The sequence below is a fragment of the Acinetobacter sp. LUNF3 genome, from assembly GCF_022699605.1.
GTDB classification, from domain to species: Bacteria; Pseudomonadota; Gammaproteobacteria; order Pseudomonadales; family Moraxellaceae; genus Acinetobacter; species Acinetobacter johnsonii.
Genome location: NZ_CP093968.1, coordinates 3,131,587 through 3,144,949, shown reverse-complemented (window position 1 = coordinate 3,144,949; position 13,363 = coordinate 3,131,587). Strand labels below are relative to the sequence as shown.

At 41.1% G+C, this 13,363-nt stretch carries 11 protein-coding genes and 2 pseudogenes; 9 read left to right on the top strand and 4 right to left on the bottom strand.

The window, feature by feature from the left end; all coding sequences use genetic code 11:
- Window positions 1-113: 113 nt before the first annotated feature.
- The 5 genes from glmM (at window position 114) to recJ (ending at window position 5,702) form a co-directional block, all read left to right on the top strand.
- The gene (gene glmM, locus MN200_RS15375; protein WP_242759813.1) at window positions 114-1,445 is read left to right on the top strand and encodes a phosphoglucosamine mutase; all 1,332 of its coding nucleotides are present in this window, start codon (window positions 114-116) and stop codon (window positions 1,443-1,445) included.
- A 14-nt stretch (window positions 1,446-1,459) separates the two neighbouring features.
- The gene (pdxH, locus tag MN200_RS15370) at window positions 1,460-2,116 is read left to right on the top strand and encodes a pyridoxamine 5'-phosphate oxidase (protein ID WP_242759812.1); all 657 of its coding nucleotides are present in this window, start codon (window positions 1,460-1,462) and stop codon (window positions 2,114-2,116) included.
- A gap of 200 nt (window positions 2,117-2,316) precedes the next feature.
- Window positions 2,317-2,556: a hypothetical protein gene (locus MN200_RS15365; protein WP_058870499.1), complete on the top strand. Its 240-nt coding sequence runs from the start codon at window positions 2,317-2,319 to the stop codon at window positions 2,554-2,556.
- Between the two features lie 250 nt (window positions 2,557-2,806).
- A protein-coding gene (locus tag MN200_RS15360) for an IS5 family transposase (RefSeq protein WP_149931241.1) occupies window positions 2,807-3,558 on the top strand; the annotation gives its coding sequence in 2 pieces (ribosomal slippage) (window positions 2,807-3,143 and window positions 3,143-3,558; 753 coding nt in all).
- Window positions 3,559-3,995: 437 nt separating this feature from the next.
- Window positions 3,996-5,702 carry a single-stranded-DNA-specific exonuclease RecJ gene (gene recJ / locus MN200_RS15355; RefSeq protein ID WP_242759811.1) on the top strand — a complete coding sequence of 569 codons (1,707 nt, stop codon included), beginning with the start codon at window positions 3,996-3,998 and terminating at the stop codon, window positions 5,700-5,702.
- A gap of 45 nt (window positions 5,703-5,747) precedes the next feature.
- On the opposite strand, the pseudogene MN200_RS15350 reads toward recJ, so the two are convergent.
- The 4 genes and pseudogenes from MN200_RS15350 to MN200_RS15335 all read right to left on the bottom strand — a co-directional run.
- Window positions 5,748-6,347 (bottom strand): annotated as a pseudogene (locus MN200_RS15350) (putative porin); the annotation flags it as partial.
- Between the two features lie 5 nt (window positions 6,348-6,352).
- Window positions 6,353-7,512, bottom strand: a protein-coding gene (locus MN200_RS15345) for an IS3 family transposase (RefSeq protein WP_087514482.1) whose coding sequence is annotated in 2 segments (ribosomal slippage) — window positions 6,353-7,278 and window positions 7,278-7,512 — 1,161 coding nt in all. Because the reading frame shifts where the segments join, the coding sequence is not laid out codon by codon here.
- 94 nt (window positions 7,513-7,606) lie between these two features.
- Window positions 7,607-7,867, bottom strand: a pseudogene (locus MN200_RS15340) (putative porin); the annotation flags it as partial.
- Between the two features lie 174 nt (window positions 7,868-8,041).
- Window positions 8,042-8,824, bottom strand: coding sequence for a putative porin (locus tag MN200_RS15335; RefSeq protein WP_242759810.1), 783 nt, complete (start codon window positions 8,822-8,824; stop codon window positions 8,042-8,044).
- Between the two features lie 480 nt (window positions 8,825-9,304).
- Here MN200_RS15335 and prfB point away from each other — a divergent pair.
- From prfB to MN200_RS15315, 4 genes are all read left to right on the top strand, one after another.
- Window positions 9,305-10,400, top strand: a protein-coding gene (gene prfB / locus MN200_RS15330) for a peptide chain release factor 2 (RefSeq protein ID WP_100222790.1) whose coding sequence is annotated in 2 segments (ribosomal slippage) — window positions 9,305-9,376 and window positions 9,378-10,400 — 1,095 coding nt in all. Because the reading frame shifts where the segments join, the coding sequence is not laid out codon by codon here.
- A gap of 140 nt (window positions 10,401-10,540) precedes the next feature.
- Window positions 10,541-10,840 carry a metalloregulator ArsR/SmtB family transcription factor gene (locus MN200_RS15325; protein ID WP_004691709.1) on the top strand — a complete coding sequence of 100 codons (300 nt, stop codon included), beginning with the start codon at window positions 10,541-10,543 and terminating at the stop codon, window positions 10,838-10,840.
- Between the two features lie 27 nt (window positions 10,841-10,867).
- The gene (locus MN200_RS15320; protein ID WP_242759809.1) at window positions 10,868-11,947 is read left to right on the top strand and encodes an alkene reductase; all 1,080 of its coding nucleotides are present in this window, start codon (window positions 10,868-10,870) and stop codon (window positions 11,945-11,947) included.
- Between the two features lie 99 nt (window positions 11,948-12,046).
- Window positions 12,047-13,327 (top strand): 3-deoxy-D-manno-octulosonic acid transferase, encoded by a 1,281-nt coding sequence (locus tag MN200_RS15315; RefSeq protein ID WP_242759807.1) that lies wholly within the window; start codon window positions 12,047-12,049, stop codon window positions 13,325-13,327.
- The last annotated feature ends 36 nt before the right edge of the window (window positions 13,328-13,363 follow it).

The following is a 13,363-nucleotide window of genomic DNA, read 5'->3' as shown; positions in this document are numbered from 1 at the left end:
TACCAATTGTTCAAAGTAAAAGCCGTCATTTTTATGACGGCTTTTTCGTTTTGGTGTAAAGTGATGTCAGTAAAAAGTGATGATTTAGATCACCATTAAGAAGTGAGTAAAATATGAGTTATTTTGGTACCGATGGTATTCGCGGTAAGTTTGGCGTCCTCCCTATTACCCCTGAATTTGCCCTTAAGTTAGGCTTTGCCGCAGGGAAAGTTTTAAAACGCCACAGTAAAAAATCAAAACCATTGGTGGTACTCGGTAAAGACACACGTTTATCGGGTTATATTTTAGAGTCAGCATTACAAGCGGGTTTAAACGCAGCAGGGGTGTATGTACATTTACTAGGCCCATTGCCAACCCCAGCGATTGCACATTTGACCCGTGCTTTACATGCAAGTTTGGGTATTGTGATTTCAGCATCACATAATCCTTATTTTGATAATGGGATAAAGTTCTTTTCCAGTGAAGGTAAGAAACTACCAGATGCTATTCAAGAAGAAATTAATCAAGAACTTGAAAAAGAATTAGTGATTGAAGACACGGCAAACTTGGGTAAAAGTGTCCGCGTAAAAGATGCCAATGGGCGTTACATCGAGTTTTGTAAATCCACATTTCCATACCATTTAGACTTGAATGATTTAACCATTGTGGTGGATTGTGCAAATGGTGCTGCATATAACGTGGGTCCATCGGTCTTTCGTGAGCTCGGCGCCAAGGTCATTGCCATTCATAATGAGCCTAACGGTGTAAATATCAATGAGCAATGTGGTTCAACACACCCTGAAAGTTTGCAACAAGCTGTGGTTGAAAATGGTGCAGATTTGGGCATCGCTTTTGATGGGGATGCAGACCGCGTTATTTTGGTGGATAAAGATGGCAAGCTGATTGATGGCGACCATATTTTATATATCTTGGCGACACAGAGCGCTAAAAAGCCTGCTGGAATAGTCGGTACCTTAATGTCAAACATGGCTTTGGAACTGGCTTTGGAAAAATCGGGTGTGGCGTTATTACGTGCCAAAGTGGGTGATCGTTATGTCCTACAAGGTCTCGAAGAAAGAGGTTGGGTCATTGGCGGTGAGCCATCAGGACACATCTTAACCTTGGATAAAAGTACCACGGGTGATGCCATTATTGCGGCCCTACAAGTGCTTACCGTGATGGTCGAGCAGAAGAAAGCGCTGCATGAATTGGTTGCTGACTTTAAGCTTTTACCGAATGTGTTGGTGAATGTACGTTTAGAGGCGATGTTTGACCCTTATACGGTGCCTGCTTTGGTGGCTGAATTTGATAAAGCCGAGCAACAACTTAAAGGTCGTGGTCGTTTGTTGATTCGTAAATCAGGTACTGAGCCTGTGATTCGTGTCATGGTGGAAGGGGATGACCTCGATGAAGTCAGCAGTTTAGCCCATACATTGGCTGATGCTGTACGTGCGAATGCAGCTTAATAGGGAGTGAAGAAATGAGTGATTTAATTAAAGATCTCAGCGAACTTCGTTTAAGTTACCAAAAAGGCGAGCTGCGTGAAGATCAAGTGGAAGCCAATCCACATGCTCAGTTCTTGCTTTGGTTTAATCATGCCCTAGAAGCACAACTACACGAACCTTATGCTATGTCATTGGCGACAGCAAGTGCGCAGGGTCGCCCACATGTGCGAACAGTATTGCTACGCGGTGCAACCGAAGTAGGGTATGATTTTTATACCAATTATGACAGCCAAAAAGGCAATGATTTGGCAGAAAACCCATATGCAGAGTTACTGTTCTATTGGCAAGAGCAGGAACGTCAGATTCGCATTGGCGGTAAAGTAGTCAAAATTTCTGAAGCAGAATCGACTGACTACTATCATAAGCGTCCACGAGATAGTCAAATTGCAGCACATATCAGTACACCACAAAGTGGCATTATTGAAAGTCGTGAATTGTTGCAACAACGCTTTCAGGACTTGCAAAAACGTTCTGCCGAGCAAGCGCAATTGGCTAAACCTGAGTTTTGGGGGGGGTATCGCCTAGAAGCGGATTATTATGAGTTTTGGCAGGGTCGACCCAACCGATTGCATGATCGTTTGCGTTATGAAAAACAGGATGGACGTTGGACGATTCAACGCTTGATGCCTTAAATGATCAATATTCAAATTCAGTAAAGATTTTTTCCACGACACGAAACGTCGTGGGTGGTTCTGTTTTGGATTGTAATTTAGCTATAATAGTTAGATTATTAAGTTAGTTTTCAACTATAAGTATTGGCGCGTGAAAGAATGGCTATTTTTCTAAAAATAGAAAAAATTTTGTAAAATCTATTATTTAGTTGGTTTTTAAAATGGAAGAAATTTGTTTTCAAAATATTAATTATCCAATAAGAGAAATTACCTTGCCTAAAGTAGGTAATGTGCTTATTTCCACTACAGCTTTAAATAAAGTTTTAATGATAAATGGTGGTAGGTATCGTTCTATTGAAGCTTCGAATATTGATGAGAAAATTTATTACTTTGTCGAAGAACGTGAGATGGTCTTATCAGACTCAGAATTATCAAATTTGGTTTTGATGCAAACACTATGATTAGATTTCAATTTTTTCCAAGATCTCAAGGAATAGTTAAACCAATACAAGATATCATTTCTTGTTTTGAGGTAGAGGTTGATAATATAAAATCGCCAGATTTTAATTATTCGAGCAATGAAGTTTTAGATATTGTCCGCCCACACTTAGAAAAAATAAATTTCATATGTGAAACTGGGAAGTCAAAAGAAAAGAAAATTAGGGCTTGTTGAGAATTAACAAAGGCTACTGATTAATTTATAATAGTACTATGGATAGATACATACTTACTGATGCCCAATGGGCAAAAATGGAACCTTTTTGCCTAGGTAAAGTGACCGATCGAGGTCGTAGTGGAAAAGATAATCGATTATTTTTAGAAGCAGTCCTATGGATTGCCCGTACAGGCAGTCCATGGCGTGATCTACCTGCTCATTTTGGTAAATGGAATACCGTCTTTAAAAGATACCGTGATTGGGTGAAAGCTGGTGTATTTGAAACTATTTTTGCATCTGTAAATGAAGATGTTGATTTGGAATACGCCATGATTGATGGAACGATTGTTAAAGTTCATCGACATGGCCAAGGTGCAAAAGGGGGACCTTCAAACAGTCTATAGGTAAATCTCGAGGTGGAATGACTTGTAAAATTCTTGCCTTAGTGGATAGTCTAGGCAACCTCATTAAGTTTCGATTAATGCCTGGTCAATATCACGATTTAGTAGAAACCAAACCTTTAATTGAAGATGTTGATTTTCAAGCATTACTAGCGGATAAAGCATTTGATGCAGATTGGCTCATCCAAGAACTCAATGAACGTAAAGTGAAAGTGGTGATCCCACCCAAATCTAATCGAAAAGTAATGAGAGCCTTTGATACGATTATGTATAAATGGCGTCATCTCATTGAAAACTATTTCTGTAAGTTAAAAGAATTTAAACGTATAGCGATGCGTAGTTGTAAAACAGATACGAGTTTTGAAGCCATGATTCAATTGTGCGCGAGTTTAATTAACTCTCGGTAATTCTCAACAGACCCTAGTGTACCCGTTCTATTCGGATATGATAATAAAATTGACAAATGTTTTAATGCCGATGCTGTAAGTAGTGATGGAAAGATAGTCATTGAAATAGAAGCTGGAAGGGCGACAGAAAATAACCAATTTTTAAAAGATATCTTTCAAGCTTGTATGATGTTTGAAGTAGAATATCTTGTTATTGCTGTGAGAAATATTTATAGAGGTCATAAGGATTTTGAAATCATCTATACTTTCTTAGAAACCCTTTATATTTCTAATCGGCTACATTTGCCATTAAAGGGAATTTTATTAATTGGATATTAAAATAAGAAATTTTCTAATGGTTATGAACCCCACTAAAATTTGATATTAATTTAGTTTCCGCACCTCATTCGCTTCATGTGAGTCAATTTTTTGTCAGTTAAAGGTTATTCATTTTATAAATGACTGCTATTCAAATTCAACAACGACCCTTACTGACCCGTCCTGAATTATTTCAGGACGTTCCTGCGTTTATTGCAGAAATTTTAGCCCGTCGTGGTGTAGCGTCAGCACAAGAACTGGAATTAAAGCTTAAGCATCTACTAGCACCTAATATGAAAGGCTTAAACGAAGCGATTCAGTTGATAGATACTGCAATGGATCAGCATCATAAAATCGTCATTGTCGGCGATTATGATGCAGATGGTGCAACCAGTACGGCCTTGATGGTCTTGGCTTTGCGTGAGATGGGGGCACAGGTAGAGTATCTGGTTCCAGACCGCTTTAAATATGGTTATGGCTTAACCCCAGCGATTGCAGATTTGGCATTTACCACCTTTACACCTGATTTATTGATTACGGTTGATAATGGTATTTCCAGCCATGACGGTGTGAAACAAGCGCAAGATCATGGTATGCAAGTGATTATTACCGATCATCACTTGACCACTAAACCCACACCGAATGCTGAAGCGGTAGTCAATCCAAACCAGTTGGGCTGTGATTTTCCAAGTAAAGCTTTGGCTGGTGTGGGGGTTGCCTTTTATGTTTTAGCCAACTTATCGAGCTATCGTAAAAAACTAAATAAGTCTTCGGCACTCATGAGTCAGTATTTGGATTTGGTGGCCTTAGGCACTTATGCCGATGTTGCCAGTCTTGACTATAACAATCGCATCTTGGTCGATGTTGGCCTGAAGCGCATTCAACAGCATTTATGCCGCCCTGGTATCAGTGCTCTACTGGAGATTGCAGGTCGAGAGGCTGCAACTTTAAAAGCGCAAGATTTGGGGTTTGTACTGGGACCACGTATTAATGCGGCAGGTCGCATGGAAACCATGGATATCGGGATTGAATGTCTATTGGCACAGGACTTTGCCTCTGCCTATCCATTGGCAGAACAACTGAATCAGTTGAATGTGGAACGTCGTCAGGTTGAAGCGACGATGAAACAAGAGGCTTTAATAGCCTTGGATCAAATTCAACTGGATGATACGGTCTTACCTGCGGCTTTAATTATGTTCGAGCCGCATTGGCATCAAGGTGTGATTGGCATTGTTGCGGGACGCTTAAAAGAACAGTTTCATCGTCCGAGTATTGTGTTTGCTGCAGATGAAGATGGGGTACATATCAAAGGTTCTGCCCGTTCGATTGAAGGAGTGCATATCCGCGATGCCATTGAGTGCGTTGCTGAGCAATATCCACATTTGGTCAGCCACTTTGGTGGGCATGCTGCGGCAGCGGGTTTAACCATTCAAAAAGCTCATTTTGAAGAGTTTAAGCAGGCCTTTGAAGCACTGATGGCAGCTCAGGATGAAGGTTTATTTACGGCGACTTTATGGACCGATGGTGAGTTAGCAGCAGAAAATATTCAGGTTGAAACGGTTGATCTACTGCAGCAGATTAGTCCATGGGGGCAAAAGTTTCCAGCGCCTATTTTTGAAGGAAACTTTCAAATTTTAGATTTCCGCTGGCTGAAAGAAGTGCATTTAAAATTACGTATAGCTTTAGACAATGGACAGGTCGTGGATGCCATCGCTTTTAATGCAGCAGACAAATACCAGTTCAATGAGATGAACCATCAAATTCGTTTGGTCTATGAGCTGGATAAAAATGAATTTCGTGGCAATGTAAGCGTACAACTTCGCATTTTGCATTTAGAACAACACTAAAAAAACCGCTCTATAGAGCGGTTTTTTTACTTTTAATGCAAGGGATTAGAAGCGGAATGTACCATTGATGCCGTAAGAGTCCGCACCATCAGTTGTTGTGTAATTAACACCTACAGCAAATGCTGGGGTAAAGAATTTTTGAGTACGAACACTAAAAATAGTATCTGATTCATCAGCAGTAGAGTCAGCAAAAGAAACACCAACGCTAAGTGTAGGATCAATATAAAGATCAGCAGCTAAACGATAAGCAGTTTCATCACCGAAATATGTTACTCCCTCGAAATTAGTAAAATGATTACCAATTTGAGTCACATATTTAGCTCGCAAAGAAACAGCGGTGTCTTCACCTACAGCTACACCGTAACCAAGGGTGCTAGCAAATCCAATTTTAGAAGCAAGCATAGGATCTACACTTTCTTTAGCAACTCCTAGAGCCAACAATAACCCATTAACTGGTAAGTAACCAGCTTCTAAAGAATAGCCAGTAGTGTCATCAGATTCATCATAAGTAAACCCAGGAGCACGTGCGCTAGCTGTATAATCCACTTGGTTTAAACTACCAGAAATATAAAATTGAGAGTTAGGAATAAAGAATTCACCATTAACACCAATAATCTCAAACTCTTCTTCTGCATTAATACCAGCTGATCCTAGACAGTATCGTGGACAACCAGCCCCTCTAAACTTTTAATATATTTCTGTTCAAAGGCTTCTGGACTTAACCAGCCGTTTGCAGAATGTCTTCTGACCCGATTGTAATAAATTTCAATATAGTCAAACAAGACAGCATTCGCTTCTTTTCGAGTCGAAAACACACTGCCATGTACCACATGACCTTTTAATGTATGAAAGAAGCTTTCAGTCACTGCATTATCCCAACAGTTTCCACGTCTAGACATACTCTGAGTACAATCATTTTTCAGTAACAGCGCTCTAAAATCACGACTACAGTACTGTGAGCCTTGGTCCGAATGAACCATAACACCAGTTGGATAACCCTGACGAGCCATTGCATAGTTAAACGTATCACACACCAACTGGCGGTCTATTCGATGGCTGGTTTGCCACCCCACGATACGACGGCTAAATAAATCTAGCATCACACATAAATACAACCAACCTTCTTTAGTGCGGATATAGGTAATGTCTGTTGTCCAGACTTTATTAGGCTGAGTAACTGTAAATTGGCGATCCAACAAGTTGGGTGCTGTAGGCAAACGATGGGTTGAATCAGTCGTATGCTTGTATTTACGTGCAATCCTGCTACGTAAACCAAGCTTTTTTAGCATCCTTCCAATAGTACGTTCGCTCATGTTGTAACCTAAATCATGCATGTCATGTACTAATGAAGGTGCACCCAATCGTGCATGATGCTGCCAATATACGGCTTTTAAGTCATTATATTTCTGTGCCGTATTGGCTTGACGTTTTCGCCAGGCATAATAGCCTGAAGTGCTGACACCTAGGTATTTACAGGCAGAAGATACGGTGACTTCATTCATATCTAGATCTTGAATTACCGTGTACTTTTCTTGGCATGATCTGTTAGAAAGTACACATGCGCTTTTTTTAAGATGTCATTGGCTTCCTTGAGCTGTTTGACTTCTTTCTCTAATTCCACGATCCGCTGTTGTTCTGGTGAAAGTTGACGTTTGCTTGAACCTGCCGGATTGGTTTCACGAATCCATTTATCTAATGTTGAATAACCCACACCTAATTTCTGGGCGATTGCAGCTACAGACTCGTGTGAGTTTGAAAGTGCATAATCAATCGCTTGCTGTTTAAATTCGGGACTAAAACGTTTAGCCATTTCTTGAATCTCCAAAGATTAAAGTTACGTTATCTTTAGAGGGACGTGCTGTCCATTATTTTGTCTAGGATCAAGCTTCGCTCAATTCATTTTGAGCATTAACGTATCCTAAACCAATATTACTAGCTTTATTTAAAAAGGCAGCTTCAGCTAGAGGAGCATTTTTAGTATTTACGGTATTTAAGTAGTATTTACCGTTAACAAAAAATAAATCCCCATCAGAGTCAAGTTCAAATCCATCTAGATTATTTTCAAAGTCAGTATTTTCATAGCCCCCATTGATTTCAAATTGATACGCATGAGCAGTACTTAAACCAGCAAGAAGAGCAGTTGCAAGCGCGAGTTTTTTAAACATTATTGAGATTCCCTCTGTTGTAGAAATATAACTGTTTTGTTACAGTTATTGCTGATTGTACGGAAAACAAACATACAGTCAATGCACTATTTCTACCTAACTGCTTTATTTTAGGGTATAAAAAAGCACCCTTCCGAAGAAGGGTGCTATTTGAGTAAGGAATTAGACTTAAGCTTAGAAGCGATATTTCGCAGCGACACCAAAGCGGTTGTAGTCAGCATTACCAACTTCACCAAAGCCTACACGACCTTCCAAACTGACTTGCGGGGTAAAGAATTTACGTGCATTGATACCAAATTCGTTAGTATCACCATAGTCACGGTCTTTACTGTAGTAGTCTACACCTAGGCTTAAGGTTTTATCGATGAAGTAATCTGCAGCAAGATTGTATTCATCGAGATCACCAAAAGCAGCACCTGCTTCAAGGTTGATGTCTTTACCATTCGAAAGTGTAGTTACATATTTGGCACGTAAAGTCGGGTCTACACCATCATCACGGTCATTATCCCAACCTTTAAGACCTGCGGCAATTAACAAGCCTGGCGCTGGTAAATAACCCACTTCTGCACCATAGGTGGTTAAATCATTGTTTAGGTCATCATTATCTTTCAAGTCATGACCGCTCACATTACCACTTAAATAAAAGTCTGAGTTCGGTACAAAGTACTCTGCACCTACGCCATAAGTATGCGCTTCATTGTCGCCAACTTCGTCATATTGGTATTTGGCATTTACGTTGCTAGCACGATCAAGGAACGCTGCTTCTGCCAAAGGTGCATTACGGGTTTGTACAGGGTTAAAGTAATAAGTGCCATCTACGCCAAAAGAGCCGCTTGAACTACCGTTGTCTGGATCAATTAGGCCAGCTGAAGCACCCACCTCTGCTTGGTATGCATGTGCAGTACCTGTGATCGCTAGAGCGGAAAGTAATGCTGAAGCAATTGCTAATTTTTTCATGGTATGTACCCCTCGTAAGTGGAACTGTATTTCATTAATTTTTTGTTACAAGTTCAGTCTAGGGCAAAATAAAAAAGCGTCAACCAAAGGAAAGTTAATGCTCTGTATCTAAGGTTACATCGTGTAATTTTTTAAATTTAAATGATTGATAATAAATTATAAATTTATAATGTTTTGTTTTATTAAAATTGTGTAGATTATGTGGATTTCATAATTTTTGACGCCATTTTAACCAATTTTAACTCAAAATGTTTAGTCCGTTCGTCTGTTGAGAAAGCTTCTCAGACGTATTTTTTTTGGATGGTTCGCATTTGTATGCAGCTTGATTTTGGATCAAGTGAATACTTTTTGGGAGGCTAAAAAATTTTAAGCTCTAGGAAGAAGGGTGTGATTTTGTCGAATTTGAGATGAATAATCCCAGCCGTCGACTGTGATATAATCAGCGGCTATTTTTCGCTTTATTGATTGAGAGTAATTCACGTGGAAATTAATCCGTATCTAAACCAATTAAAAGACTTAAACGACCGTGGTCTCACATTACGGGGGTATCTTTGACTACGATCTGAAAAAAGAGCGTTTAGAAGAGGTTCTCCGTGAATTAGAAGATCCAGCGATTTGGAATGATCAAAGCCGTGCACAAGCCATGGCCAAAGAAAAAGGCGAACTTGAAAACGTCTTAAATGTGTTAGATGGTTTGGCAACGCAGCTTGAAGATGCGCAAGCGATGCTTGATTTGGCAGTCGAAGCAGATGATGAAAGTCTGTTGGCTGATGTCCAAGCTGAATTGACTTCTGCAGAAGAAGAGTTAGCGAAGCTTGAATTCCGCCGTATGTTCAGTAACCCAATGGACCCAAATCCATGTTATGTGGAAATTCAAGCCGGTTCAGGTGGGACAGAAGCACAAGACTGGGCTTCAATGCTACTGCGTATGTATATGCGCTGGATTGAACGTCATGGTTTTAAAGCTGAATTGATGGAAGAGTCAGACGGCGATGTGGCTGGGATTAAGTCAGCAACGATTCGTGTGGAAGGTGAGTATGCCTATGGCTGGTTGCGTACCGAATCGGGTGTGCATCGCTTAGTGCGTAAATCGCCATTTGACTCGGGTAACCGCCGTCATACCTCATTCTCTGCTGTGTTTGTCTCGCCAGAAGTCGATGACAACATTGAAATTGATATCAACCCATCTGACGTGCGTACCGATACCTATCGTGCTTCTGGTGCAGGTGGTCAGCACATTAACAAAACAGACTCTGCGGTACGTTTAACCCACGCGCCAACAGGCATTGTGGTGGCATGTCAGAACCAACGTTCACAACATGCCAACCGTGACCATGCGTGGAAACAGTTACGTGCGAAGTTGTATGAGTTGGAAATGAGCAAACGTAACGAAGCAGCGCAAGCACTTGAAGACTCGAAGTCGGATATTGGTTGGGGCAGTCAGATTCGTTCTTATGTATTGGATGACTCGCGTATTAAAGACTTACGTACGGGTGTTGAAAACTCCAACACCGGTGCAGTACTAGATGGTGACCTTGATAAGTTTATTGAAGCAAGCTTAAAACAAGGTTTGTAATTTAAATGATGAATGAAAGCAAAGGGTTATCAGTTATTTTACAATATATCTAAAAAAATCGATATTAAAATCGAAAAAATGCGATATATTAAGTAAAACAAGCTGACAACGCTTTGCTGCCCATTAAACGTGTCTTGAGTATGGATATAGATTTAATTTTTAAAGCCTTGGCTAATCCAACGCGTCGCCAAATTTTGGAATGGTTAAAAAAACCGGAACAATTTTTATCGAGTGACGAATGTGGTGACTTTAGACGGGGCGTATGTGCAGGTCATATCGAACGGTTGGGAAATGTATCGCAATCGACGATGTCGAACCATTTGTCTGTGTTACAGCAGGCTGGTTTAATTCAAGTCGAAAAATATGGACAATGGTCTTATTTTTCTCGCAATGAAGCGTTGATTCAGCAATATATCGAACATTTGCAACGTTCACTTTAATTGAAAAAAGTGGCGATCGAGGCGACTATGGCTGAACTGAATACTCCTTTAACTTTAGGTGATCTACACTTAAAAAACCGTGTCATTATGGCTCCTTTAACACGAAGTCGTGCAACGGCAGACCGTGTGCCAACAGCCATGATGGCGGAGTATTATGCACAACGTGCAAGTGCAGGTTTGATCATTTCTGAAGCGACCGTGATTTCTGAAGAAGCCAATGGCTATTTGAATACACCAGGGCTATTTAATGAAGCTCAAGTTGAAGGCTGGAAACAGGTCACTCAAGCTGTACATGACCAAGCGGGCTTAATTGTGGCGCAGTTATGGCATGTCGGTCGTGTATCGCATCCGGATCTGTTAAATGGTGAAACACCAGTCTCTGCAAGTGCAGTACAACAGGCGGGTCATGTCAGCTTACTACGTCCAAAACGTCCTTATGTATTGCCACGTGCTTTAGAAATTGCAGAAATCCACGCCATTACTGAGCAATATAAACAAGCCGCGATCCGTGCCAAAGAGGCAGGATTTGACGGAGTAGAGTTGCATGCGGCCAATGGTTATTTGATTGACCAGTTTTTACAAAGCTCAACCAATCTACGTGAAGACCAATACGGTGGCAGTGTAGAAAACCGTGCGCGTTTATTGCTTGAAGTGGTGGATGTGCTGATTGAAGTCTGGGGTGCAGGTCGTGTTGGGGTGCATTTAGCTCCACGTGGTGATGAGCATGACATGGGCGATGATGATCCACGTGAAACCTTTGGTTATGCCATGGAGCAGCTGGGTCAGCGTCAGATTGCGTTCTTCTTTACCCGTGAATATCTGGCTGAAGACAGTATTTCTGAATATATGAAAGAGCGTTCTGGTGGAGTGCCTTATATTGCCAATATGCAACTGAGTCGTGAAGATGCGATTCAGCTGTTGGCATCAGGCAAGGCTGATGCGGTGTCTTTTGGTAAGGCGTATATTGCCAATCCAGACTTGTATGAGCGTTTACTGCAAGATGCACCACTGAATGAACTGAAACTAGAAAATATGATTGGAACGGATGTCGCGGCCGGCTATGTGGACTATCCGACTTTAGCTGAAATGGAAACTGCTGCGGTTTAAATTGCTTTTCCGTTAAATTCGCGACAAGATAACAGCGCAATTCATGGGATAATATGAGTTGCGCTGTTTTATTTTTGCATTGATTTTTGGAGCACGTATTTGGCTACTCCTTTTTGGTATAACGCAGCACTTGCGCTGATCAAACCGCTGTATAAGTCTAAAATAAAAAAACGTGCAGAGAGTACAGAACAATTTCAACAAGAATGTCTCGAACGTTTCGGACCGTTTCAACCGGTTAAAAATCACCAAGCGATTTGGTTCCATGTGGTGTCGGTGGGTGAAACCAATGCAGCGCAGCCGTTAATCGAGTATTATTTAAAAGCGGGTCATCCAGTCTTGGTGACCAACACCACCAAAACGGGTCAGGCGCGGGCCAAATCCCTATTTTTAAAAGCACCTTATTTAGACCTGTTCCAAGCTGTATATTTACCTGCAGATCAAAAGCCTTTAGTTCGTCAGTTTTTTGCATTGTATCAGCCCAAACTTTTGGCTTTGGTTGAAACGGAACTCTGGCCGAATTTAATTGCCCAAGCGGGGCAGAGTCAGGTGCCATGTATCTTGATTAATGCGCGCCTCTCTGAAAAATCAGCCAAAGGCTATGCCAAAGTGTCTAGCCTGACGCAGCCGATGTTACACGGACTAGATCAGCTCTTGGCACAAGATCAGGCAACTGCAGAACGCTTTATTCAGCTCGGTGCAGCGCCATCAGTAACACAGGTGGTGGGAAGTATTAAGTTTGATATTCATGCGCCAGAATCGGCTGTCAAACAGGCAGCTCAGCTCAAGCAAGAATGGTCACTCGCTGGGCGTAAGATCATCACCATTGCCAGTACTCATGCACCCGAAGAACAAAAACTGTTAAGCGCGTTTAAGCCATATTTGGATGCACAACCTGAATTGTTGTGCATTGTTGTACCACGTCATCCAGAGCGTTTTGATGAGGTCTTTGCTGTTGCACAAAGTTTAAATTTAAATACCACTCGCAGAAGTACGGGACAAAGCATACAGGCGGATACCCAACTCTATTTAGCCGATTCGATGGGGGAGATGTGGTTATGGTATGCCTTGAGTCAGGCGTGTTATGTCGGCGGCTCGCTGAATGAACCGGGTGGCGGGCATAATATTTTAGAGCCGATTGCGTTAAATGTGCCGACGGTTTTGGGCAAAAACTATTTTAATTTCCAAACCATTGTCGATGAATTTGTACAGGCCGATGCAGTGAAAGTTGTTGAGGATGCTGAACAAGCTGCCGCGGTGTTGATGACACTGTTAGAGGATACTGAGCAGGCGAATACACTGAATCAAGCGGCACAAAAGATTATGCAGTTAAATACGGGCTCTTTGAAAAAGCATATTCAAGTGATTGATGCTTATTTATAAAACTTGAGTGAGTTTGTCATTACTACAAATACTGTA

What these genes read in the sequence shown, in the direction of transcription:
- recJ (WP_242759811.1), top strand. Translation starts at nt 3,996, where the DNA reads ATGACTGCTATTCAAATTCAACAACGACCCTTACTGACCCGTCCTGAA.
- MN200_RS15335 (WP_242759810.1), bottom strand. Translation starts at nt 8,824, where the DNA reads ATGAAAAAATTAGCAATTGCTTCAGCATTACTTTCCGCTCTAGCGATC.
- pdxH (WP_242759812.1), top strand. Translation starts at nt 1,460, where the DNA reads ATGAGTGATTTAATTAAAGATCTCAGCGAACTTCGTTTAAGTTACCAA.
- MN200_RS15325 (WP_004691709.1), top strand. Translation starts at nt 10,541, where the DNA reads ATGGATATAGATTTAATTTTTAAAGCCTTGGCTAATCCAACGCGTCGC.
- glmM (WP_242759813.1), top strand. Translation starts at nt 114, where the DNA reads ATGAGTTATTTTGGTACCGATGGTATTCGCGGTAAGTTTGGCGTCCTC.
- MN200_RS15365 (WP_058870499.1), top strand. Translation starts at nt 2,317, where the DNA reads ATGGAAGAAATTTGTTTTCAAAATATTAATTATCCAATAAGAGAAATT.
- MN200_RS15320 (WP_242759809.1), top strand. Translation starts at nt 10,868, where the DNA reads ATGGCTGAACTGAATACTCCTTTAACTTTAGGTGATCTACACTTAAAA.